The organism is Cupriavidus cauae (assembly GCF_026210475.1).
Lineage (GTDB): Bacteria > Pseudomonadota > Gammaproteobacteria > Burkholderiales > Burkholderiaceae > Cupriavidus > Cupriavidus cauae.
On the sequence record NZ_CP080294.1, the window covers coordinates 166,338 to 189,012 of the forward strand.

The window sequence follows — 22,675 nt, forward strand, 5'->3', positions numbered from 1 at the left end:
ATAAAACACAACAGGAGACACCATGCTCAAGACCCTTGTCGCCACCATCGCCCTGGCGATCGGCACCGCCACGCTGAGCGGCGCGGCCCGCGCCGACGCGGCCTATCCCGGCAAGCCGATCCGCCTGGTGGTGCCGTTCGCGCCCGGCGGTTCGTCCGATATCCTGGCGCGCCTGCTCGCCGATCGCCTGAAGGCAGAGCTGGGCCAGGTGGTGGTGGTCGAGAACAAGCCCGGCGCGGGCGGCAATATCGCCGGCGAAAACGTGGCGCGCGCCGCGCCCGATGGCTACACGCTGCTGCTCGCCGCGGCAGGCCCTACCGTGATCAATCCGAGCCTGTACAGCAAGATGCCGTTCGATCCCGCGCGCGATCTGGCGCCGGTCACGGTGCTGGCGCGCGAGCACAACCTGATGGCGGTGAGGGCCCAGCTGCCGGTGCGCAACCTGTCCGAGTTCCTCGCCCATGCGCGCAGCCATCCGGGCAAGCTGTCGTTCGGCTCGCCCGGCAACGGCACCGTCGCCCATCTCGGCGGCGAGCTGCTGAACCGCACCGCCGGCCTGAAGATGCAGCACGTCCCCTACAAGGGCAGCGGCCCGGCCGTCGCCGACCTGATGGCGGGGCATATCGACCTGATGATCGACAACATGCCGGCGCTGCTGGCCCAGGTGCAGGCGGGCAAGCTGCGGCCGATCGCGGTCGCCAGCGACAAGCGCGCCGCCGCGCTGCCCGATGTGCCGACCTTCGACGAGGCGGGCGTCAAGGGCTATCTGGTCACCGCGTGGAAGGGCCTGATGGCGCCGGCCGGCACGCCCAAGCCCGTCATCGACAAGCTGCATCAAGCCTGCGCCCGCATCCTGGCCACGCCGGAGATGCGCAAGCGGGTGATCGAACTGGGCGCCGAGCCCGTCGGCAACAGCCCCGAAGCGTTCGCCGCGCAGATCCGCAGCGAGACAGCCTGGTGGGACGCTCAGGTCAAGGCGACCGGCACGCGCCTCGATTGAGGCCCCTTCGCTGACAACGCCAGAACCCCCGCCACGCAACTGGCCGCGTTTTGCGCGGCCAGGGTGATCTAGCGGGGACTGCCTGCAACGTTGGGCGCGCCGCCTGCGGCCGCGTCGCCCATTGCGGAATTACATGCCGCTGTAAGAACGACGCGCCCGCATGGACGGCATGCGGTGCGCGCCGCCGATATCACAGCGTGCCGCCGCCGGACAGCCAATACGGCTCGCGCTCGTAGTACTGGTGCAGCTGCGTTCCCCATTGCGGGTCCGCCATGCGCGGCCACTGGTCCTTGTTGAAGCCGGGCGCCGACTTGATGCGGTCGGCCGTGATGCCGAGGCGGAAGCATTTCTGGTCGGTATCCATGACCAGCGCGTTCCACGGGATCGCGTGCAGCGTGTCGCCCATGCCCAGAAAGCCGCCGGTGGTCAGCACGGCATAGGCAATGCGGCCGCGCGGTACGTCGAGCATGATTTCGCTGATCTCGCCGACGTGCTCGCCGTCGGACGAATAGACCTTGGTGTCCTCAAGGCTGGAGGCCGCCATCACTTCCGGGCCGGGGCCTTCACCGACGCCCGATCCTACGATGCTGGCACCGCCCTGATTCGTGCCGGGTTGCGAGGGATTCATCGCCATCTCCTTGATCGTTGGTACGCAGGAACCGGTGTTCCGCAACGACCATGCCATCCCGCTTGCCTCGCGTCTGCCGCGCGTCCGCCGCACGCCTGTCCCGGCCGGCGCCGGCTTTCATCATTCTTTCGCAATCGCCCGCTAAGGTCCTGCCTTTCCCTTCCCCACACCCGAGAGGCAGGACATGACCCGATCCCCCTACCCCCGTCGACGTTTCCTGATCCACACCGGCGCGCTCGGCCTCGGCACCAGCCTCGGCCTGACCGCCTGCGGCTCCGACGACTCGCCCGAGGCGCCGGCGGTCATCGTGCCCGACAGCGAGCGGCCCAAGCTGCCGTACGGCATCCAGATCGGCGATGTGGGCGATGGACGCGCGGTGGTCTGGGCGCGCGCCGACCGCGCCGCGCAGCTGCGCGTGGAGTACGACACCACCGACAGCTTCCGCAATCCGCGCAAGGTGCTCGGCCCCACCGTCAGCGCCGCGTCCGATTTCACCGGCCGCGTGGAGCTGTCGGGCCTGCCGGCCGGCGAATCGATCTTCCTGCGCGTAGCCTGTGACAGCATCGACAATCCGCGCGCGACCGGCGTGGTGGTGCCGGGCCAGTTCCGCACGATCCCGCGTACCGACGCCAATCGCCCCGTGCGCTTCGTCTGGGGTGGCGACGTCGCGGGCCAGGGCTGGGGCATCAATACCGAGTTCGGCGGCATGAAGATCTTCGAGGCGATGCGCCGCCGCGAGCCGGACTTCTTCCTGCACAGCGGCGACACGATCTACGCGGACGGCCCGATCCTGGCCGAGGCCACCGCCGAGAACGGCCGCGTGTGGAAGAACCTGGTGACGCCGGAGGTCTCCAAGGTTGCCGAAACGCTGGACGAATACCGCGGCCGCTATCGCTACAACCTGATGGACGAGAACGTGCGCCGCTTCTCGGCCGAGGTGCCGCAGATCTGGCAATGGGACGATCACGAGGTCACCAACAACTGGTCGCCGACCAAGGACCTGAGCGCCGACGCGCGCTACACCGAGAAGAACATCGCCACGCTGGTCGCCCGCGCCACCCAGGCGTTCCGCGAATACGCGCCGATGCGGATCGGCAGCACCGCGGCGGAGCAAACGCTCTATCGCAAGGTTTCCTACGGGCCGCTGCTGGACGTGTTCGTCCTCGACATGCGCACGTATCGTGGCGGCAATACCGCCAACCTGCAGACCACCGAGAACGGCGACACGGTGTTCCTCGGCAACGAGCAGCTGGAATGGCTGGTCAACGGCGTGAAGCAATCGCAGGCCACGTGGAAGATCATCGCCGCGGACATGCCGATCGGCCTGTGGGTGCCGGACGGCAAGGACGCGGCCGGCAACGCCCGCTGGGAAGCGATCGCCAACGGCAACGACGGCGCGGCACTGGGCCGCGAGCTGGAAACCGCGCGGCTGCTGCGCGCCATCAAGGGCGTGCCCAATGTGGTCTGGCTGACCGCCGACGTGCACTATTGCGCCGCGCACTATTACGATCCGTCGAAGGCACAGTTCACCGATTTCTCGCCGTTCTGGGAGTTCGTGGCCGGCCCGCTGAACGCCGGGACCTTCGGCCCCAACCAGCTCGACGCCACCTTCGGCCCCCAACTGGTCTTCCAGAAGGCGCCGCCCGCGGGCCAGGCGAACCTGTCGCCCTATTCGGGCTTCCAGTTCTTCGGCGAGGTCAATATCGATCCGTCGACGAAGGCCCTGACGGTGGACCTGCGCGACCTCGATGGCGTCAGCGTGTTCAGCAAGACGTTGCCGGTGGCTTGAGGTTGGGCGCCGGCGGACCGCCGGCACTGATTCTTGCCGGCGGAATTCTCCCTCCCCCTCACGGGGGAGAGGGTTGGGAGAAGGAGGTTGCGGTGGTCAAGTTTTATCAGACAGTCGTTAAGGTGGTCTGGTTGAACTTGTCCTCGTAATCCTGCGGCGACTCATACCCCAGTGTCGAATGCAGACGCATGGGGTTATAGAAGCCAACGATGTACTGCATGATGTCGCGCCGGGCTTCGGCCCGGTCGGCGTAGCGGCGCTGCCACACGCGCTCCATTTTCAAGTTCAGGAAGAAGCGTTCGGCCACCGCGTTGTCCCAGCAGTCGCCCAGGCGGCTCATGCTGCAGACCATCCCGTGACGCGCCAGCAAGCTCTGGTACTCGTCGCTGGCGTACTGGCTGCCACGATCCGAATGCACGATCAGACCCGGCCCCGGCTTGCGGTGCGCAATGGCCATCTGCAACGCGCTTACCACCAGGGTGGACGGCATGGCCGCGGCCATGGACCAGCCCACGACCTTGCGGGAGTACAGGTCCAGCACCACCGCCAGGTACAGCCAGCCCTCTAGCGTGCGGATATACGTGATATCCGACACCCACGCCTGGTTGGGCGCCGCGGGTCTGAACTGTCGATCCAGCACGTTGCGCGCGACCGGCCGGTCGTGCCGGCTGTTGGTCGTTGCCACAAATTTGCGTTTCCACACCGGACGCAGATGGGCCTGACGCATCAGCGTGCGAGCGCGATACCGGCCGATCTTGACCCCTTGCCGGCTCACATCCCGCGCCACCCGCCGGCTGCCATAGGTGCGCCCGCTGGCCTCGAATGCGGCGCGCACGTACACCATCTGTCTGGTCCGCTTGGCGTCGCCACCGGGGCGGCGCAAGAACGCATAATAGCCAGCGCGGCTGACACCCAGCGCCAGGCAGGCGCGGCTCAGGGGAATGGCCTCCTTCTGCAAACCACTGACTGCGTGATACATCACTTCAGTTCGCGGGCGAAGAAGGCCGATGCCTTTTTTAGGATCAGGTTGTCCTCCTTCAGGCGCCGGTTCTCTTCCTCCAGCTGACGGATGCGTTGCTGCTCCGGCGTCAGCGGCCTACCAATCCCCTTCTCGCCCTTGAGCTCGGCGTCGTACTGGGCCAGCCAGCGCCGTACGGCCGTCTCGCCAATGGCCATCGAGTGGCACACCTCGGCCACCGACAGGCCTTGATCCCGGATCATCCGGACCACCTCCAGCTTGAAGGCAGGGTCAAATTTGCGGCGTTGCTTCATGGTTCGGTCTTTTTCCTCGTCGATCGTGATTTTCCACTTATCGACCTGTCTGAGGAAATTGAACCACCGCAGGTGGTTTCAAACTGCAGCGACATGGCGGCTGCCGTTTGCCCTCTCTCCCGCCCCTCTCCCGCAAGCGGGAGAGGGGAGAAAACCCACGCTGCCCCATTCGCCGCTACCGCAGCATGAACGACATCGCCGACAGGCAGTTCAGCATGCGCACCGCGTCGGTCACGCTGGGCGCATCGAAACTCAGCGTGACACCATCGAGCCGCCGCAGCGTGGGCCATTGGCAGAACAGGTCGGCGTGCGCGGGCGTCAGGGTGCGCAATTGGCACGTGACGGGGCCCGGAATGGTGAAGGGCCGGGCCCCGGCCGGATCGGTCCGCAGCGCGCGGACCGCGGCTTGCGCGGCCGCGCCGATCGCCTCGCACGCAGCCGCCGGCGTCATCGAATCCCCGCTGCCCTGCCCCTGCGCGCGCTTGGTGGCCACGTAGCGCACCCACGGCATCAGCGCCGACGTTTCGTCGACGAAGACATCGTCGCCGCTCGCCATCAGCACCGGCACACCGGCCTCGCCCGCCAGCGCGGCGTACAACCCCGCTTCGCCGAGTTCGATGCCGCCGATCGTCACGCTGGCGAACGCGCTGCTGTTGATCGTATGCGCCAGGATGCCGCGGCCTTGCGCGCGGCCGTGATAGCCGATCATCAGCACGCCGTCGCAATCCTGCTCGATCCCGCTCATCATGCCGGCGTAGCGCGGCTTGCCTAGCACGATGCGCACACGGGGGTCCAGCAGGTCCGGCAGCAGGTTGCGGAAGCCCCCATGCGAGTCGTTGACCCAGACGGCCTCGGCCCCGGCCGCGAAGGCGCCCCGCGCCGCGGCGTCGGCTTCGCGCGTCATCCAGGCGCGGGCACGCTCGTACTCGCCATTGCCCGGGCGCGTCTGTTCGGGATGGAAGACGCCGGCGACGCCCTCGATATCGGTGGAGATCAGGATCTTCATGGAAATGGCGCGCGCAAAACGCAGCGGCGACGCACGCGGGAATGGCGCGCGCCGGCCGCAGCGGCGGCGTGCGCGGTTCAGTCGGCGAAATTCAATTCAGGCATCCACGACAGCAGGCTGCGGCGGCAATGGCCGTCGCGGCCGCCGACGGTCTCGGCGTGCCACAGCGCATGCAGGGTGGCCTGCTCGACGCTGTCGGCCACGGCGTGGAACAGCGGATCGAGCTCGGTCTCGTGGACCATCGCGACGGCCGGCATCGGCGTGGCGGCGTCGTGCGGCACGGTATAGGCGGTGCTGAAGGCCAGCGCGATATCGCCGGAGCCATGACCGTAGACCGATCCGGTGCGTGCCAGCCCCGCGCCGGCACGCCGCGCCAGCCGTCCCAGCTGGCGGGAATCGAGCGGCGCGTCGGTGGCGACGATCATGATGATCGAGCCCTTCTCCGGCCTGGCGTCAGCGGCAGTCTGCGCGGCGTCCGTTGCGGCCCGCCCCGCGTCCGTTGCAGCGGGCGCAGCGTCCGTTGCGGCGGCATTCGTTGTGGCGGCGTCCGTTGCGGCGGCGTCCGTTGCAGTGGGCGCGGCCAGCCGCTGCGCCAGTTCGGCACCGACCCGCCTGCCGGCGACCGTCAGCATCGACGGCGTGCCGTAGTTCGCCAGCACCAGCGCTCCCACGCGGTAAGGCCCCGCAAGCCGGGACGCCGTGCCGATGCCGCCCTTGACGCCGAACGCCGACATGCCGCGCCCCGCCCCGACCGCGCCCTGCGCAACATCGGCGCCGGCCGCGGCGCAGGCCCGCAGATAGTGCGTTTCGCCGACGGCAATCGCCTGGATGTCGTTCAGATAGCCGTCATTGCATTCGAACACCAGCGGATTGACGGTGGGCCAGCCGCGGCCGATCTCGGCGTGGGCCGCGATCGCCTGCCGGATCTGCGCCTGCGCCACGGCGCCGACCGCAAAGGTGTTGGTCAGCGCGATCGGCGTCTCCAGGACGCCGAGCTCGTCGACCTGCACCAGCCCGATGCTCTTGCCGAATCCGTTCAGCACCGCGGCCGCGGCCGGCACCTTGTCCAGGTACGGATCGCCGGCGTGCGGCAGCACCACCGTGACGCCGGTCTGCACCGCGCCATCGGCCAGCGTGCAATGGCCCACGCGAACGCCCGGCACATCGGTGATCGCATTGCGCGCGCCGGCCGGCAGCTCGCCGATATGCGGAGGAACGCCCGGTGCAGGCGAGTCCGGCGCGGCGGAGGGTTCGTGCGGCATCGCGATGGCCCTCCGTCAGCGGCGATCGATCTTCGGATCGAGCGCGTCGCGCAGCCCGTCGCCCAGCAGGTTGAACGCGAGCACGGTCAGGAAGATCGCCAGGCTGGGAAAGATCGCCACATGCGGGGCCGTGACCATGTCGGCGCGCGCCTCGTTCAGCATCGCGCCCCACTCGGGCGTCGGCGGCTGCGCGCCCAGGCCGAGGAAGGACAGGCTGGCCGCGGTGATGATCGAGGTGCCGATCCGCATCGAGAAATAGACGACGATCGACGATATCGTGCCCGGCAGGATATGCCGCATCAGGATGGTCCAGTCGGACGCGCCGATGCTGCGCGCGGCCTCGATATAGGTCAGGCGCTTGAGCATCAGCGTGTTGCCGCGCACCAGCCGCGCGAACGCCGGGATGCTGAAGATCGCCACCGCGAACACCACGTTGACCATGCCGTTGCCCAGGATGGCGACGATGCCGATCGCCAGCAGGATGCCCGGAAACGCGAACAGCACGTCGGAGATCCGCATCACGATCCGGTCCCACCAGCCCTCGTAGTAACCGGCCAGCAGGCCCAGCAGCGTGCCGACGATGGCGCCGACGATCACCGAGAAGAAGCCGGCGGCAAGCGAGATGCGCGTGCCGGCCAGGATGCGGCTGAAGATGTCGCGGCCCAGCGAATCGACGCCGAACCAGTGCGCCGCCGACGGCCCCGCGTTCAGCGCGTCGTAGTCGAAGTAGTTCTCGGGATCGTAGGGCACCAGCTGCGGCGACAGCACGGCGACGATCACCAGCAGGATCACGAACACGCCGGCGGCGAGTGCCAGATGCTGGCGGCGGAACTTGCGCCAGAATTCGCTCCACGGCGTGCGGACGGGCTCGGCCTGCGCCGCCGCGCCCGGCACGGCGGCCTCGTTGGCCACGGTCGATAGCTCGGTCATGGACGGCCTCACTTGTAGCGGATGGTGGGGTTGATCACCGTGTACAGCAGATCCACCACCAGATTGATCAGAATGAATTCGAGCGAGAACAGCAGCACCTCGGCCTGGATCACCGGGTAGTCGCGCATCTCGACGGCATCGACCAGCAGCCGGCCGAGGCCGGGCCAGTTGAACACCTTCTCGACGACGATCGAGCCGCCCAGCAGGAAGCCGAACTGCAGGCCCATCATCGTGACGACCGGGATCATCGCGTTGCGCAGGCAGTGCTTGGCGACCACCAGCGACTCGCGCACGCCCTTGGCGCGCGCCGTACGCACGTAATCTTCCTGCAGCACCTCGACGAACGACGCCCGCGTAAAGCGCGCCATCACGGCGGCCACGGCGGCGCCGAGCGTCAGCGACGGCAGGATGTAGTGCTTCCAGCTTTCCGCGCCGATCGACGGCAGCCAGCCGAGCTGGACCGAGAAGATCTCCATCAGCAGCATGCCGAGGGCGAAGGCCGGGAACGAAATGCCCGACACCGCCAGCGTCATGCCGATGCGGTCCGGCCAGCGATTGCGCCAGACCGCCGAGCCGATGCCGATCAGCATGCCGAACACCACGGCCCACAGCATCGAGGCGACGGTCAGCCACAGCGTCGGGAAGAAACGGTCGCCGATCTCCTCGCTGACCGGGCGCTTGGTGCGCAGCGAGTTGCCGAACTCCCCTTGCAGCGCATTGCCGAAGAAGGTGACGAACTGCTCGTGCAGCGGCTTGTCCAGGCCCAGGTCCTTGCGCACCAGTTCGACGGTGGCGGCATCGGCCTCCGGCCCCGCGGCGAGCCGCGCCGGATCGCCGGGCAGCAGATGCACGAACAGGAAGACCAGCACCGCGACGATCAGCATCGTCGGCACCACGCCCAGCACGCGCTTCAGAAAGTAATTCAACATGACGACTCCGTGGGTCCGCGCCGATCAGCAATCGGCGACCGGCGCGGACACCGGGGGGCTTGCAACAATGGCAATGAGGATGGCCGCAAAAGACCGCCGGCCGCCCGCCCCGCCCCCGCATACCTGGGGCGGGCGGCGCTGCGCGGCTTACTGCGAGCTGCTCTTGATATCGATGTTCTCGAACTCGAACGAGCCATCCGGCATCACATAGGCGCCGCTCAGCCGCTTGCTGCGGGCATACAGCACCTGCTCGGTCACCAGGAAGGCCCACGGGGCGTCGGCCCAGATGCGCTGCTGCGCGTCCTTGTACAGCCGCGCCTTCTCGTTGCGGTCGGTGGTACGCAGCGCGCCGGCGATGTCGGCATCGACCTGGTCGTTCTTGTAGTACGCGGTATTCAGCAGCTTGGGCGGCATCGATTCGGACGCCAGCAGCGGTCGCAGCGCCCAGTCCGATTCGCCGGTCGACGAGGACCAGCCGACGTAGTACATGCGCACGCCGGCGTCCTCGGGCCTGGGCACGCTCTCGACCTTCTCGACGCGCTGGCCGGCCTCGAGCGCCTGCACCGAGGCCTTGATGCCGACCTGCTGCAGCTGCTGCTGCACGAACTGGATCACCTTCTGCGCGGTGGTGTGGTTATAGGCGGACCACAGCGTGGTTTCGAAGCCGTTCGGATAGCCAGCCTCCTTCAGCAGCGCGCGGGCCTTGGCCGGATCGTACGGCCACGGGCCCAGCTTCTCGGCGAAATCGACGCCCGGCGGCACCACGCCTTCGGCCGGCACCGCATAGCCGGCGAACGCCACCTTGGCCAGCGCCTGCTTGTTGATCGCGTAGTTGATCGCCTGGCGCACCTTGGGATCGTTGAACGGCTTGACCTGCGTGTTGAGCGACAGGTAGCGCTGGATGATCGACGGCGCGGCGATCAGGTCGACCTTCGGGCTGGCCTTGAGCACCGCGGCCTGCTCGAACGGAATGCTGAAGGCGAAGTCGGCCTCGCCGGTCTGCATGATGGCCGAGCGGCTGTTGTTGTCGACCACCGGCTTCCAGGTGATGGTGTCGATCTTCGGCAGGCCGCTCTTCCAGTAGCCGGCAAACTTCTTGCCGCGCAGGTGGTCGGGCTGCTTCCACTCGACGAATTCGAAGGGACCGGTGCCGACCGGGTGGAAGGCGATGTCCTTGCCGTACTTCTTCAGCGCGGTCGGCGAAATCATCACGGCCGACGGGTGCGCCAGCACGTTGATGAACGGCGAGAACGGCTCCTTCAGCGTGATCTTGACGGTGGTCGGGTCGACCACGTCGGTGCGCGCGACGCGGTTGAACAGCGTGTAGCGCTTGAGCTTGTTGGCCGGATCGGTGACGCGGTCCAGATTGGCCTTGACCGCGGTGGCGTCGAAGCTGGTGCCGTCGTGGAACTTGACGCCCTTCCTGACCTTGATGGTATAGACCAGTCCGTCCTTGCTGACGTCATAGCTGTCGGCCAGCACGTTGACCAGCTTCATGTCCTTGTCCAGGCCGAACAGGCCCTGGTAGAAGCTCTTGGAGACCGCCTGCGACAGCGTGTCGTTCGAATCGTAGGGATCGAGCGTGGTGAAGGTAGAGGCCACCGCCATCACCGCGTCCTTGGCGGCGAAGGCCGGTCCGGCCGCAAACGCGGCCATCAGCAGGCCGCCGGCAAACAGGCGCGCGGCGCCACGTCGGGACAAACTGGCTTGCATCATTGTCGATTCTCCTTGGTAAGACTGGCAGGGTGATCGGGCTGGGTCGGCTCTTGGCGGCCTTGCAGCCCGGGTTGGCTCAATACGGTTGGCTCAATACGGTTGGCTCAATACGGTTGGCTCAATACGGTTGGCTCAATACGGGTCGGCACAATGCGGGTTGGCGCGGGCAGCCTCAATAGGCGCCGCCGACGGCGTGCCGCGCAACGAAGTGGTCCGGGGCGACGGCCACCAGCGGCTGCACCACCGGCTCGTCGCCGATCGCGCGGATCGGGCTCGGCAGCTCGTCGACCTGCGGCTCGCGCCGCAGATGCCGGCGCGCGGGGTCGGCCACCGGTACCGCCGACATCAGCTTCTTCGTATAGGGATGCTGCGGGTTCTCGAAGATCGCGCGGCGCGGGCCGATCTCGACGATCTGCCCCAGATACATCACCGCGACCCGGTGGCTGACGCGTTCGACCACCGCCATATCGTGCGAGATGAACAGGAAGGCGATGCCCATCTCGCGCTGCAGGTCGAGCATCAGGTTGACGATCTGCGCCTGGATCGAGACGTCCAGCGCGGACACCGACTCGTCGGCGATCACGACCTTCGGGTTCAGCGCCAGGGCGCGCGCGATGCAGATGCGCTGGCGCTGGCCGCCCGAGAACTCGTGCGGATAGCGGGCGGCATGGGCAGGTGACAGGCCGACCTTGTCGAGCAGCCAGGCCACGCGCTGCTCGGCCTCCTTGCCGCTGGCGACCTTGTGCACCAGCAGCGGCTCCATGATCGAATAGCCGACCGGCACGCGCGGATCGAGCGAGGCGAACGGGTCCTGGAAAATGAACTGGATATTGCGGCGCAGGCTCTGCAGCGCGGGCCCCGACAGTTCGCCGATGTTCTGGCCGGCGAATTCGATGGTGCCGCTCTGGCTTTCGACCAGGCGCAGCAGCGAGCGGCCCGTCGTCGATTTGCCGCAGCCCGATTCGCCGACCAGCGCCAGCGTCTCGCCGGGATACAGGTCGAAGCTGACGCGCTCGACCGCATGCACGCGGCGCGTCGGCCGTCCCAACAGCCCGCCCGGCACGTCGAAGCGGGTCACGAGATCGCGCACGCGCAGGATCGGCTGGGCCGAGGCATCGGGACGCGTGGCCGCGGCCGGTCTATCGCCGGGGACTTCGGCGCCCGCATGCCCATCGCCGCCCTCCACCCGCACCAGCGGAAACTTGGCCGGCAGATCGGTGCCTGCCATCGCGCCGAGCTTGGGCACCGCGGACAGCAGTGCGCGCGTGTAGGGGTGCGCGGGCCGCGCGAACACGGTCGGCGCGTGGCCCTCCTCGACCTTCTCGCCGCGGTACATCACCAGCACGCGGTCCGCCATTTCGGCCACCACGCCCATGTCGTGCGTGATGAACAGCACGCCCATCTGCATCTCGGCCTGCAGATTGCGGATCAGCTGCAGGATCTCGGCCTGGATGGTGACGTCCAGCGCGGTGGTCGGCTCGTCGGCGATCAGCAGCGCGGGCCGGCACGACAGCGCCATCGCGATCATCACGCGCTGGCGCATGCCGCCGGACAGCTGATGCGGATAGCGGTCCAGCACGCGGCGCGCCTCGGGGATGCGCACCAGCTCGAGCATGCGCAACGCCTCGGCGCGGGCCGCCGCGCGGCTCTTGTTCTGATGCAGGCGGATCGATTCCGCGATCTGCTCGCCGACCGGGAACACCGGATTGAGCGAGGTCATCGGCTCCTGGAAGATCATCGCGATATCGGCACCGCGGATGCCGCGCATCGTGCCGGCGTCCGCGCTGGCGAGGTCGAGCACGTCGCCGCCACGGCGGCGCAGCAGCATGCTGCCGCTGGCCAGACGTCCGCCGCCATGTTCGACCAGGCGCATCAGCGCCAGCGAGGTCACCGACTTGCCGGAGCCCGACTCGCCGACCACCGCCAGCGTCTCGCCGCGGTCGATATGGAAGGACAGGCCGCGCACGGCTTCGACGGTGCGTTCGGAGGTAGCGAAGCGCACCGTCAGGTCGTTGACGGACACGACGCGCTGCGGCGGCAGCGCGAGGCTGGATGCGGAAGGCGCGGAAGACGTGGAAGACGATGTAGCCATGGAGTGTTCCTCGAAACCTGCGGGCATGGGGTCAGCGGTAGATCGCCACGTGGACCGGCTCGCCAACGCGGGCATGACCGCGGTACATGCCTTCGGTGTTGAACGGCAGCGCGACATTACCGGCCGCGTCGATCGCCACCAGCCCGCCCCGGCCCTGGATCGCCGGCAGGCTCTGCATCACGACCGCATGCGTCGCGGCCTCCAGCGAGCTGCCGGCATAGCGCATGCGCGCCGAGATGTCGTAGGCCGCCACCGCGCGGATGAACATCTCGCCGGTGCCGGTGGTCGACACCGCCACCAGTTCGTCGGCATAGCAGCCGGCGCCGATTACCGGCGTATCGCCGACGCGGCCGAGCTGCTTGTTGGTGATGCCGCCGGTGGACGTTGCCGCGGCGAGCCGGCCCTGGGCGTCGAGCGCGACCGCGCCGACGGTGCCGAACTTGGTGCCGGGATCGAGCGGCTCGCCGCCCGCCTCATCGGCGTCGGCGCGCGCGGCCAGCGCGGCGGCGTCGTGATCGAGCAGGGCCATGCCGCTGCCCGCGCGGGCGCGTTGCCATTGCGCATGGCGCTCCCGCGTGTAGTAGTAATCCGCCTCGACCAGCGGCAGGCCCTGCGCCTGCGCGAAGGCTTCCGCGCCGTCGGCGGCGAACAGCACATGCTCGCTGCGTTCCATCACGGCGCGCGCCGCCAGCACCGGATTGCGCAGGCGCTTGACGCAGGCCACCGCGCCGGCGTCGCGGGTGGCGCCGTCCATTACCGCGGCGTCGAGTTCATAGGTGCCGGCGTTGGTCAGCACGGCGCCCTTGCCGGCATTGAACAGCGGACAGTCCTCGAGCAGCCGCACCGCTTCGGTCACGGCATCGACGGCGCTGGCGCCGTCCGCCAGCAGGCGCTGGCCCGCGCGCAGGGCCTGTTCGAGCGCGGCGATGTATTGGGCTTCCTTGTCCGCGTCCATCGCGGCGCGGGTGATGGTGCCGGCCCCGCCATGGATGGCGATCACGGGCGTGGGCTTGGAGGTCGATCGGTCTGCGTTCATGGTGCTTGGTCGGCCTGCACGGCAGGCAACTCGGTGAGGCTCGGGAGCGTTATTCGGTGCCGGGGTCCGGGCGCCGGCGCCGTGGCGCCTTGCCGGACCCCGGACGGGGCTTGGTCTGCGTGTCGCCCGCCGCGGCGGTGCGGCTGGAATCGCCGCGGGCATGGGTCTGATGCAGCCAGGGCAGCACGAATTCGGTCATGTCGGCGGCGGCCTTGACCGAGCCGGTGGCGCGGTGTGCCACCGCGCCGCACAGCGCCTCGATCATCGCCAGCACGGCCGCATCCGAGTTCGGCGACAGCTGCCGGCCGGCGCTGACATACAGCGCGATATCGGCAAACGGCGCCAGCGGCGAGGTCGGCCCGTCGGTCAGCGCCAGGATGCGGGCACCGTGGGCGCGGGCGCGCTCGGTCAGCGCGACGCTGTCATAGACATAGCGGGGAAAAGCAATCGGAATCACCAGATCGCGGCTGGTCAGCTTGAACAGCTGCCGCGCCGCCGTCGACGCGCCGCCGACGCCGGCGACCGTGATCACCGTGCGGCAGTACATGTCGAGCCCGTGCTGCAGCAGGCCGGCCAGATAGCCGCTCGCGCCGAAGCCCAGCACATAGACATGCTCGGCCTCGAGGATCGCCGTCACCGCGCGTTCGCAGGCATCGGCATCGAGCGCGCGGCGGGTCGCCTGCAGGTTGCGCTCGTTCTCCTCCAGCGAGGCCGCGATGATTTCCGTGACGGTGGCCGGGCGCTCCAGTTCGGTGCGCAGCTTCTCGACCGGCGCCAGCGTGGCCTCGAACCCGCGCACCAGTTCGGCGCGGAACTGCGGGTAGCCGTCGAAGCCCAGCGCATGGGCAAAGCGGTTCGCCGTCGCCACCGACACCTGCACCGCCTGCGCGAACTCGTCGATGCGCATCGTCGCCGCGCGGAACGGGTTGGCCAGCACGTAATCCGCCATGCGCTGGTGCGCCGGCGTCAGCGACGGAAACACCTTCGCGATGCGCTGCGAGACCGTGGTCTCGGGCGCGGCGTCTGGCGCGGAATCGGCCGGCCTGGCGGCCGGGTCCGGACGGGAAGCAGTCATGGCTCTGCGGTGGGCCGGGCGCAATCTGGTGCATCCGGCGAACAGCTATCGATGTAAACAAATTTACACGCAATAGCCGTGCCATGAAAATAGAGTTTACGAGAGCAAGGGTTAACCCCGACTTCGTCATTCCTGGACGACTGCCCTGGGTCCGCCGCCGAACCTGCGGAACGCTTCTTGCAGCTTTCGAACTTCCCCCGAAAAACAGGAGGCACCCATGCCAGCGCAACGCCGAATCCTGGTGGTCGCGACCAACGTCGACCAGTATCAAAAAGTGGGCTTTCGTACCGGCCTGTGGCTCAGCGAACTCACGCACTTCTGGGATGTGGCCGAGGAAGCGGGCCATACGCTGCAGCTGGCGTCGCCGTCGGGCGGCATGATCCCGATCGATCCCGAGAGCCTGATGCTGTCGGAACTTGCACGAAGTGCCGGCATGCGCAGCAGTGTTTTCAAACGCTATGAGGACCGGATCTTCATGGACCTGCTGAACGACACGGTCAACGTGGCGTCGGTCGATCCGGGCGAGTTCGATGCCATCTACCTGACCGGCGGGCATGGCGTGATGTTCGACTTCCCGGGTTGCGAGCCGCTGGCGCGGCTGATCGCGGCGATGTACGAGCAGGGTCGCGTGGTGGCCGCGGTGTGCCACGGCCCGGCCGGCCTGCTGGACGTCAGGCTCGGCAATGGCGAGCTGCTGGTGCAGGGCAAGCGCGTGACCGGCTTCTCGTGGAACGAGGAGATCATGGCCAAGCGCGACTTTGCGGTGCCGTTCGGGCTCGAACAGGAGCTCGGCAAGCGCGGCACGCAATACAGCAAGGCGATGCTGCCGTTTGCGCCTTATGTGGTCGAGGACGGGCGCCTGATCACCGGACAGAACCCGGGCAGCGCGTATGGCGTGGCCAAGGCGGTGCTGCGCACGCTGCGGCTGTCGGAGCCGGCGGCCGAGCCGGCTTGAACGGCCCGGCTTGAACATGCCAGCTCGAACGACCGGACTCGAAAGTGCCAGCCTGAGCCTGCCAGCTCGAACGGCCGGACTCGAAAGTGCCACCCCGAGCCTGCCGGCTCGAACGGCCCGGCTCGAAAGTGCCACCCTGAGCCTGCCAGCTCGAACGCGCGGGCTCGAGGCCGCCGCCTGAACACCAGCGCGGCGGCCCGAAAGCTCAGCCGCCCTCGCCCATCGCCGGCAACACCCGGCCCGGATTCATCAGATTCTTCGGATCCAGCGCCCGCTTGACCTGCCACATCAGCTCGAGCTCGACCTGCGATTTGTAGCGCCGCAGATCATCGCGCTTGACCGCGCCGATGCCATGCTCGGCCGAGATCGAGCCGCCTTCGCCGTGGGCAAGGCCATCGACCAGATCGGATACCGGCTTGTACCACTGCGCGAGGAAGGCCTTGGCGTCGGCGTCCTTCGGCCGCAGCGGATTGAAGTGGACGTTGCCGTCGCCCATATGGCCGTAGATCACCATGCGGGCATCGGGCACCAGTTCCAGCACGCGACGCGAGGCCTCGTCGACGAAGTCCGCGATGCGCGACAGCGGCACCGACACATCGCACTTGATGCTGCCGCCGGTGCGCGTCTGCGCGTCCGAGATTTCCTCACGGATGCGCCAGAAGGTCTGCGCGTCCGCAACGCTGGCCGCGATCGCGGCATCCTGCACCAGCTGCTGTTCGTAGCCGCTTTCGAGGATTTCGAGCAGCGTCGCCTCGAGGCTGGCGGCGTCCGCGCCCGAACTCAACTCGATCAGCACCATCCAGTCGTGCCGCTGCGCCAGCGGCGAGGCGACATTGCCCAGATAGTCGAGCACCAGGTCGAGCGCCGGGCCCGAGATCAGCTCGAACGCCGTGACCGCGCCCCCGGACAGCCGCTTGGCCTCGCCCAGCAGGCGCACGGCCGCATCCGGCGACGCCACCGCGACGAAGGCCACCGCGCTCGCGCGCGGCTGCGGCATCAGCTTCAGCACGGCGGCGGTGATGATGCCGAGCGTCCCTTCGGCGCCGATGAACAGATGCTTCAGGTCGTAGCCGGTGTTGTCCTTGCGCAGGCCGCGCAGCGACGAGTAGATGCGCCCGTCGGGCAGCACCGCCTCGATGCCGAGCACCAGGTCGCGCATATTGCCGTAGCGCAGCACCGCGGTACCGCCGGCATTGGTCGACAGATTGCCGCCGATCTGGCACGAACCCTCGGAGCCGATGCGCAGCGGAAACAGGCGCCCGCCCTCCTCGGCCGCGGCGCGGGCGGCGGCCAGCGTCACGCCGGCCTGCACGTTCAGCGTGTCGTTGACGGTGTCGATCGCCAGCACGCGGTTCATGCGGCTCAGGTTCAGCACCACGGCATCGCCGCGCGTGTCCGGCACCGCGCCGCCCATCAGCGAGGTATTGCCGCCCTGCGGCACCACGGGCACGTCGTGCGCATGGCACCACGCCATCACCGCGGCGACCTGCTCGGTGCTCGACGGCAGCACCACCACGCTGGCCTTGCCGCGGCTGATGCGCCGGTAGTCGGTGACATAGGATTCGGTATCGGCGTCGGCGACGAGGCAGGCGTTGTCGCCGACGATGGCTTGCAGCGCGCGCAGCGTGGCGTCGCGTGTGGAACTATCCAGGGACATGATGCGGAGAAATCGGGAAATCGTTCAGTAGGCGGCGGACGGCCGTTGTGCGGGGACGGCGCCTTCCTCTCGGAAGGACGCGGCCAGCTGGCGCGCGGCCTTCGCGAACAGCAGCACGTCGACGCCGGTGGCGACGAAGGTGCAGCCCAGCTCCAGATAGCGCCGCGCCAACGCGGCATCGGAGGTCAGCGTGCCCGCGGCCTTGCCGCTGGCGACGATGGTGCGCATCGCGTTCTCGATCGCCGCTTGCACTTCCGGGTGGCCGGGATTGCCGCGATGCCCCATCGATGCGGCCAGGTCGGCCGGTCCGATAAAGACGCCGTCGATGCCATCGACCGCGCAGATCTCTTCCAGGTTTGCCAGCGCGGTCACGGTCTCGGCCTGCACCAGCAGGCAGACCTCGTCATCGGCGACATCGAGATAGTCGGTGCGGCCGCTCCAGCGCGAGGCACGCGCCACCGCGCTGCCGACGCCGCGGATGCCCTGCGGCGGATAACGCGTCGCGCTGACCAGCATGCGCGCCTGCTCGGCGGTATCGACCATCGGCACCAGCAGCGTGGTCGCGCCGATATCGAGCAGCTGCTTGATCAGCGGCACGTCGCCTGCCACGGCGCGCACGACAGGGGCGCTCGGATAGGCCGAGACCGCCTGCAACTGGGCCAGGATGCTGCGCACATCGTTGGGGGCGTGCTCGCCGTCGATCAGCAGCCAGTCGAAGCCGGCGGTGGCCGAGACCTCGGCCAGATACGGCTCGGCCATCGACAGCCAAAGGCCGATTTGCGGCCGGCGGGCGGCCAATGCGGTCTTGAAGGGATTGGATGCGGGCATGACGGGTCCTGTCAAAGCAATGCGGGTTCGATGGGCCTGGCGACCGAGCCTTGTACGGCGGTGTACGGCCTTGTGGGTTTCCTGCGGCGTTCTACGGCTGCGGCCGGCCTCAGTCCAGTTGCCCCTGGCACAAATACTTCAAATGCAGGTAATCGTCCAGTCCATGGCGCGAGCCCTCGCGCCCGTAACCGGACTCCTTGACGCCGCCGAACGGCGCGGCCTCGGCCGCGATGGCGCCCTCGTTGATGCCGACGATGCCGGTCTCCAGCGCCTGCGCGACGCGCCAGATGCGGCGCACATCGTTCGAATAGAAGTAGGCGGCAAGGCCAAACGGCGTGTCGTTGGCGTGGCCGATCACCTCGTCCTCGCTCGCGAAGCGGAAGATCGGCGCGACGGGGCCGAAGGTTTCTTCGCAGGACAACGCCATCTGCGGCGTGGCCCCGATCAGCACGGTGGGCGCGTAGTAGTGCGGACCGTCCGCGGTACGCACGCGCTTGCCGCCGGTGACGACGCGCGCGCCCCGGGCCACCGCATCCTCGACATGGCGGGCGATCTTGTCGACCGCGCGCGCATTGATCATCGGGCCGATCTGCGAGCCCTCCTCGCTGGCCGCGCCGACCTTCAGCGCCCCGACGCGGCGAGCCAGCCGTTCGACGAAATCGTCGTGAACGGCCTCGTGCACGTAGATGCGGTTCGGGCAGACGCAGGTCTGGCCGCCGTTGCGAAACTTCGATGCCATCAGCCCTTCGACCGCGGCGTCGAGGTCCGCATCCTCGAACACGATAAAGGGCGCGTTGCCGCCGAGCTCCAGCGACAGCTTCTTCAGCGTCGATGCGGATTCGCGCGCCAGGTGCTTGCCGACCGGCGTCGAGCCGGTGAACGTGATCTTGCGCACGCGGCTGTCGGCGAGCCAGACGTCGACCACCTCGGGCGTGCGTTCGCGCGACGCAGTGACGATGTTCAGCACGCCCGCCGGCACGCCGGCAAGCTCGGCCAGGTACACCAGCGCCAGCGCGGTCAGCGGCGTGTCCTCGGCCGGCTTGGCGACCACGGTGCAGCCGGCCGCCAGTGCCGGCGCGATCTTGCGCGCGATCATCGCCAGCGGAAAGTTCCACGGCGTGATCGCCGCCACCACGCCGACCGGTTCCTTCAGCACCAGCATCTTTCGGCCCGGCACGGCCTCGGCCACGATGTCGCCGCAGATGCGGACCGCCTCGGCCGCGAACCATTCGACGTACGCGGCGCCGTACTGCACCTCGCCGCGGCTCTCGTGCATCGGCTTGCCCTGCTCGGCCGAGATGATGCGCGCCAGGTCTTCCTGGTGCTCGAGGATCAGCGCATGCCAGCGCTGCAGCAGACGCGCGCGCTCCCGGGCCGGGCGGCGGCTCCAGTCGGCGAAAGCCGCGTGCGCGGCATCGGCGGCGCGGCGCGCGTCCTCGGCGCCGCTGTCGGCAACCTGCGTCAGCGTCGCGCCGTCCGCGGGATTGGCGACATCGAGGCGCTCACCGCGCGCGGCAGGTTGCCACTGGGCGCCGATCAGGTTCTGGCCGCGCAGCAGCGCGGCGTGGGAAAGCTGCAGGGACATGATGCGATGGAGGTCTTGGAGAAGGACGGTAAGCGGGTGGACGCGGCCGCATGCGGGCGTAGGTGGCCGCATGCGGCCGAAGAAAACGCCGAAAGCCGCCGCAAGCAGCCACGGGCGGCCACAAGCGACCGCATATGGCCAATCAGCTGACGATGCCCATATGCCAGGGCACGAACTCGTTGTCGCCCAGGCCGAGCAGCTCGCTGCGGGTCTTGTCGCCAGAGGCCACACGCAGGATATGTTCGAAGATACGTTGCCCCATCTCGGCGACGGTCAGCTCGCCGTCGACGATGACGCCGCAGTTGATGTCCATGTCGTCGGCCAGGCGCCGGTACATCGGCGTGTTGGACGCCAGCTTGATCGTCGGCGCGGGCTTGGAGCCGAACATCGAGCCGCGGCCCGTGGTAAAGCAGATCAGGTTGGCGCCGCTGGCGATCTGGCCGGTCACCGCGACCGGGTCATAGCCGGGCGAATCCATGAAGACGAAGCCGGCCTTGTCGATCGGCTCGGCGTATTCGTAGACCGCCTGCAGCGGCGTGGTGCCGCCCTTCATCGCGGAGCCCAGCGACTTCTCGAAGATGTTGGCGAGGCCGCCCTGCTGGTTGCCGTGGCCGACCACGCCGTTGAACTGCGCGTTGTGGCCGGCGGTGTAGCGCTCCCACCAGGCCAGCCGGTCCAGCAGCTTCTGCCCGACCTCCGGCGTGACGGCGCGCCGCGTCAGCATGTATTCGACGCCATGAATCTCGGGCGTTTCCGACAGGATCGCGGTGCCGCCGTGGCGCACCAGGATGTCCATCGCCGCGCCCAGCGCGGGATTGGCGGTGATGCCGGAAAACCCGTCGGAGCCGCCGCACTCCAGGCCGATCTTCAGATGGCTGGCGGACACCGGCTGGCGTTGCGCGGCATTCGCTGCCGGCAGCATCGACTCGATCGCGCGGATACCGGCGGCGATGGTCTCGCGCGTGCCGCCGGTGTCCTGCATCACCATCGTATGCAGATGGCTGCCGGGCTCGAGTTGTTGCGACTCGACCAGCGAGGCGACCTGATTGCGCTCGCAGCCAAGCCCCACGATCAGCACGCCGGCCAGATTCGGATGGCGCGCATAGCCGGCCAGCGTGCGACGCAACAGATCGAAATGCTCGCTCGGCGACGACATGCCGCAGCCGGTGCCATGCGCAAACGCGACCACGCCATCGACATTGGGATAGGCCGCGAGCCGCTCCCGCGTGAAATGGTCGGCGATATGCCGGATCACCGTGGCCGAGCAATTGACCGACGACAGGATGCCGATGAAGTTGCGCGTGCCGACGCGGCCGTCGGCGCGCACGAAGCCCTGGAAGGTCGCGCGCTCGGCCTCGGGCACATAGTCGATCGGCCGCACGTCGGTGCAGAAGGCCGGATCGCGATAAAAGTCGACCAGCTTCAGGTTGTGCGAATGCACGTGCTCGCCCGGCGCGATATCGCGGTCGGCGACGCCGATCACGGTGTCGTACTTGCGCACCGGCTCGCCCTTCGCGATCGCGCACGCGGCGATCTTGTGGCCGGCCGGCACCTGGGCCCGCGCACGCACGCCAAGCTCGGGCAACGGCTGTCCCAGCGCCAGGTCCTGGCGCGCGATCAGCACGTTGTCATTGGCGTGCAGGCGGATGACGGCATTGACGTTCACGTCGAACAATTCCTGTGGTTGGCGGGGGCAATCGGCAATCGGCAATCGGCAATCGGCGGTCGGCGGTCGGCGGTCGGCGGTCGGCGGCTTGCGGGATCAGCTCTGCTGCAGCATTTCCTTCAGCTTGAGCCGCTGGATCAGTTGGGTCTCCTGCTCGTAGACCGTCGCCACGTACTTCTTGTAGTCGGGCCCATCGAGGTACATCACCGGCGCGTCGATGCGCGCGGCCACCTGCCTGAATTCCTTGCTGGCGACCGCGGCGCGGAAGGCGTCGCGCAGCTGCTTCTCGATGGCCGGGTCCAGCCCCTTCGGTGCGCCGATGCCGTTGGGCGCTTCGACCACGACGTCGTAACCGAGCTCGCGCAGCGTCGGCGTGTCCTTGAAGCGCGGCGTCCGCTGCTCGCCCCAGGTCGCCAGCAGCCGAAGCTTGCCGGATTCGACATGCGGCGCCCACGAGCTGGAATCGGCCAGCAGGTCGACCTGGCCGCCGAGCACGTCCTGCAGCGCAGCCGAGCCGCCCTTGTAGGCGATCGCGTTGAAACGCACGCCGGCGGCCAGCGCGAACTGCTCCATGCCGACATGGGTCGCACCGCCGATGCCGGCGTGGGCATAGGTCAGCTTGCCGGGATTGGCCTTGGCCGCCGCGACGACTTCCTGCAGCGTCTTGTACGGCGAGCTGGCCGGCACCGCGATGCCGAAGGTCTGGCCCGACGTGCGCGCCAGATAGGTCAGCTCGGTGCGCGGATCGATCTCCAGCATGCCGAGCTGCGAGAAGCGCGTTACCGAGATCGGAATCTGGCCGATGGTGTAGCCGTCCGGCTTGGCCCGCGCCAGCGCGCGGGTGCCGATCATGCCCGAGGCGCCGGCGCGGTTCTCGACGACGATCGATTGCTTCAGGATGCCCGAGGCGACCTGGCACAGCGCGCGCATCGACTGGTCGGCGGTGCCGCCGACCGGCCACGGGCAGATGAAGGTGATCGGACGTTCGGGATAGGTGGCGGCACTGGCGCCGCGTGCCAGCAGCATGCCGGCGGTACCGGTGGCAGCCGCCGCCGCGGCCGTGGCAACACCGGCGCTGGCGCCGAGGAGCAGGCGGCGGCGCGCGGGATTGGTGGGGGAACCTTGGTTCATTGTCATCCTCGCACTGTGTTATCGGTGGTGCCCGGCGTGCATCGAGGCAACGCCATGGGCGGCATTGTGTCCGGCAACGACATAACGATCCAATCCAATATCGTCATTGCTTCATAAC

At 68.3% G+C, this 22,675-nt stretch carries 18 protein-coding genes; 3 read left to right on the forward strand and 15 right to left on the reverse strand.

Annotated elements, in window-relative coordinates:
- Positions 1 to 22: 22 nt before the first annotated feature.
- A complete protein-coding gene (locus tag KZ686_RS16345; RefSeq protein ID WP_265634241.1) occupies positions 23 to 1,000 on the forward strand; it encodes a Bug family tripartite tricarboxylate transporter substrate binding protein in 978 nt (325 codons plus the stop codon).
- A gap of 190 nt (positions 1,001 to 1,190) precedes the next feature.
- On the opposite strand, the gene KZ686_RS16350 is transcribed toward KZ686_RS16345, so the two are convergent.
- A complete protein-coding gene (locus tag KZ686_RS16350; RefSeq protein WP_149318210.1) occupies positions 1,191 to 1,628 on the reverse strand; it encodes a PRC-barrel domain-containing protein in 438 nt (145 codons plus the stop codon).
- 184 nt (positions 1,629 to 1,812) lie between these two features.
- On the opposite strand from KZ686_RS16350, the gene KZ686_RS16355 reads away from it, so the two are divergent.
- Positions 1,813 to 3,417 carry an alkaline phosphatase D family protein gene (locus tag KZ686_RS16355; protein ID WP_149318209.1) on the forward strand — a complete coding sequence of 535 codons (1,605 nt, stop codon included), beginning with the start codon at positions 1,813 to 1,815 and terminating at the stop codon, positions 3,415 to 3,417.
- 106 nt (positions 3,418 to 3,523) lie between these two features.
- Here KZ686_RS16355 and KZ686_RS16360 read toward each other — a convergent pair.
- From KZ686_RS16360 to KZ686_RS16400, 9 genes are all read right to left on the reverse strand, one after another.
- Positions 3,524 to 4,713, reverse strand: a protein-coding gene (locus KZ686_RS16360) for an IS3 family transposase (protein ID WP_390885778.1) whose coding sequence is annotated in 2 segments (ribosomal slippage) — positions 3,524 to 4,425 and positions 4,425 to 4,713 — 1,191 coding nt in all. Because the reading frame shifts where the segments join, the coding sequence is not laid out codon by codon here.
- Positions 4,714 to 4,864: 151 nt separating this feature from the next.
- Positions 4,865 to 5,695 carry a M55 family metallopeptidase gene (locus tag KZ686_RS16365; RefSeq protein ID WP_265634244.1) on the reverse strand — a complete coding sequence of 277 codons (831 nt, stop codon included), beginning with the start codon at positions 5,693 to 5,695 and terminating at the stop codon, positions 4,865 to 4,867.
- A gap of 77 nt (positions 5,696 to 5,772) precedes the next feature.
- Positions 5,773 to 6,957 carry a DmpA family aminopeptidase gene (locus tag KZ686_RS16370; RefSeq protein ID WP_265634246.1) on the reverse strand — a complete coding sequence of 395 codons (1,185 nt, stop codon included), beginning with the start codon at positions 6,955 to 6,957 and terminating at the stop codon, positions 5,773 to 5,775.
- A 15-nt stretch (positions 6,958 to 6,972) separates the two neighbouring features.
- Complete coding sequence (gsiD, locus tag KZ686_RS16375; RefSeq protein ID WP_223819641.1) at positions 6,973 to 7,887, reverse strand: glutathione ABC transporter permease GsiD; 915 nt, start codon at positions 7,885 to 7,887, stop codon at positions 6,973 to 6,975.
- A gap of 8 nt (positions 7,888 to 7,895) precedes the next feature.
- Entirely contained in the window at positions 7,896 to 8,816 is a 921-nt protein-coding gene (gsiC, locus tag KZ686_RS16380; RefSeq protein WP_149318206.1) for a glutathione ABC transporter permease GsiC, read from the reverse strand.
- A gap of 147 nt (positions 8,817 to 8,963) precedes the next feature.
- On the reverse strand, positions 8,964 to 10,532 hold the full coding sequence (gene gsiB, locus KZ686_RS16385) for a glutathione ABC transporter substrate-binding protein GsiB (RefSeq protein WP_407648583.1): 1,569 nt from the start codon (positions 10,530 to 10,532) through the stop codon (positions 8,964 to 8,966).
- A gap of 172 nt (positions 10,533 to 10,704) precedes the next feature.
- Positions 10,705 to 12,624, reverse strand: a complete 1,920-nt coding sequence (locus tag KZ686_RS16390; protein WP_265634249.1) for a dipeptide ABC transporter ATP-binding protein — start codon at positions 12,622 to 12,624, stop codon at positions 10,705 to 10,707.
- Between the two features lie 31 nt (positions 12,625 to 12,655).
- The gene (locus tag KZ686_RS16395; protein ID WP_265634252.1) at positions 12,656 to 13,660 is read right to left on the reverse strand and encodes an isoaspartyl peptidase/L-asparaginase family protein; all 1,005 of its coding nucleotides are present in this window, start codon (positions 13,658 to 13,660) and stop codon (positions 12,656 to 12,658) included.
- A gap of 49 nt (positions 13,661 to 13,709) precedes the next feature.
- Positions 13,710 to 14,735, reverse strand: a complete 1,026-nt coding sequence (locus tag KZ686_RS16400) for a MurR/RpiR family transcriptional regulator (RefSeq protein WP_149318203.1) — start codon at positions 14,733 to 14,735, stop codon at positions 13,710 to 13,712.
- A gap of 217 nt (positions 14,736 to 14,952) precedes the next feature.
- Here KZ686_RS16400 and KZ686_RS16405 point away from each other — a divergent pair, with 217 nt between their 5' ends.
- Positions 14,953 to 15,690, forward strand: a complete 738-nt coding sequence (locus KZ686_RS16405) for a type 1 glutamine amidotransferase domain-containing protein (protein WP_265634254.1) — start codon at positions 14,953 to 14,955, stop codon at positions 15,688 to 15,690.
- A gap of 205 nt (positions 15,691 to 15,895) precedes the next feature.
- Here the strand turns inward: KZ686_RS16405 and KZ686_RS16410 are convergent, their stop codons facing one another.
- The 5 genes from KZ686_RS16410 to KZ686_RS16430 all read right to left on the reverse strand — a co-directional run bounded on the left by KZ686_RS16410 (position 15,896) and on the right by KZ686_RS16430 (position 22,557).
- Complete coding sequence (locus tag KZ686_RS16410; RefSeq protein WP_265634256.1) at positions 15,896 to 17,347, reverse strand: FAD-binding oxidoreductase; 1,452 nt, start codon at positions 17,345 to 17,347, stop codon at positions 15,896 to 15,898.
- Positions 17,348 to 17,371: 24 nt separating this feature from the next.
- Positions 17,372 to 18,175, reverse strand: a complete 804-nt coding sequence (hpaI, locus tag KZ686_RS16415) for a 4-hydroxy-2-oxoheptanedioate aldolase (protein ID WP_265634258.1) — start codon at positions 18,173 to 18,175, stop codon at positions 17,372 to 17,374.
- A gap of 109 nt (positions 18,176 to 18,284) precedes the next feature.
- Positions 18,285 to 19,760, reverse strand: coding sequence for an NAD-dependent succinate-semialdehyde dehydrogenase (locus KZ686_RS16420; protein ID WP_226105387.1), 1,476 nt, complete (start codon positions 19,758 to 19,760; stop codon positions 18,285 to 18,287).
- Positions 19,761 to 19,902: 142 nt separating this feature from the next.
- Positions 19,903 to 21,426 carry a UxaA family hydrolase gene (locus tag KZ686_RS16425; protein ID WP_265634262.1) on the reverse strand — a complete coding sequence of 508 codons (1,524 nt, stop codon included), beginning with the start codon at positions 21,424 to 21,426 and terminating at the stop codon, positions 19,903 to 19,905.
- 96 nt (positions 21,427 to 21,522) lie between these two features.
- Positions 21,523 to 22,557, reverse strand: coding sequence for a tripartite tricarboxylate transporter substrate binding protein (locus KZ686_RS16430; protein ID WP_226105384.1), 1,035 nt, complete (start codon positions 22,555 to 22,557; stop codon positions 21,523 to 21,525).
- Between the last annotated feature and the right edge of the window lie 118 nt (positions 22,558 to 22,675).

Bases quoted from the DNA above. Each gene is read 5' to 3' on its own strand.
- gsiB (WP_407648583.1), bottom strand. From the start codon at position 10,532: ATGATGCAAGCCAGTTTGTCCCGACGTGGCGCCGCGCGCCTGTTTGCC.
- gsiC (WP_149318206.1), bottom strand. From the start codon at position 8,816: ATGTTGAATTACTTTCTGAAGCGCGTGCTGGGCGTGGTGCCGACGATG.
- hpaI (WP_265634258.1), bottom strand. From the start codon at position 18,175: ATGCCCGCATCCAATCCCTTCAAGACCGCATTGGCCGCCCGCCGGCCG.
- KZ686_RS16350 (WP_149318210.1), bottom strand. From the start codon at position 1,628: ATGAATCCCTCGCAACCCGGCACGAATCAGGGCGGTGCCAGCATCGTA.
- KZ686_RS16420 (WP_226105387.1), bottom strand. From the start codon at position 19,760: ATGTCCCTGCAGCTTTCCCACGCCGCGCTGCTGCGCGGCCAGAACCTG.
- KZ686_RS16405 (WP_265634254.1), top strand. From the start codon at position 14,953: ATGCCAGCGCAACGCCGAATCCTGGTGGTCGCGACCAACGTCGACCAG.
- KZ686_RS16390 (WP_265634249.1), bottom strand. From the start codon at position 12,624: ATGGCTACATCGTCTTCCACGTCTTCCGCGCCTTCCGCATCCAGCCTC.
- gsiD (WP_223819641.1), bottom strand. From the start codon at position 7,887: ATGACCGAGCTATCGACCGTGGCCAACGAGGCCGCCGTGCCGGGCGCG.
- KZ686_RS16430 (WP_226105384.1), bottom strand. From the start codon at position 22,557: ATGAACCAAGGTTCCCCCACCAATCCCGCGCGCCGCCGCCTGCTCCTC.
- KZ686_RS16370 (WP_265634246.1), bottom strand. From the start codon at position 6,957: ATGCCGCACGAACCCTCCGCCGCGCCGGACTCGCCTGCACCGGGCGTT.
- KZ686_RS16365 (WP_265634244.1), bottom strand. From the start codon at position 5,695: ATGAAGATCCTGATCTCCACCGATATCGAGGGCGTCGCCGGCGTCTTC.
- KZ686_RS16395 (WP_265634252.1), bottom strand. From the start codon at position 13,660: ATGAACGCAGACCGATCGACCTCCAAGCCCACGCCCGTGATCGCCATC.
- KZ686_RS16400 (WP_149318203.1), bottom strand. From the start codon at position 14,735: ATGACTGCTTCCCGTCCGGACCCGGCCGCCAGGCCGGCCGATTCCGCG.
- KZ686_RS16345 (WP_265634241.1), top strand. From the start codon at position 23: ATGCTCAAGACCCTTGTCGCCACCATCGCCCTGGCGATCGGCACCGCC.
- KZ686_RS16355 (WP_149318209.1), top strand. From the start codon at position 1,813: ATGACCCGATCCCCCTACCCCCGTCGACGTTTCCTGATCCACACCGGC.
- KZ686_RS16410 (WP_265634256.1), bottom strand. From the start codon at position 17,347: ATGTCCCTGGATAGTTCCACACGCGACGCCACGCTGCGCGCGCTGCAA.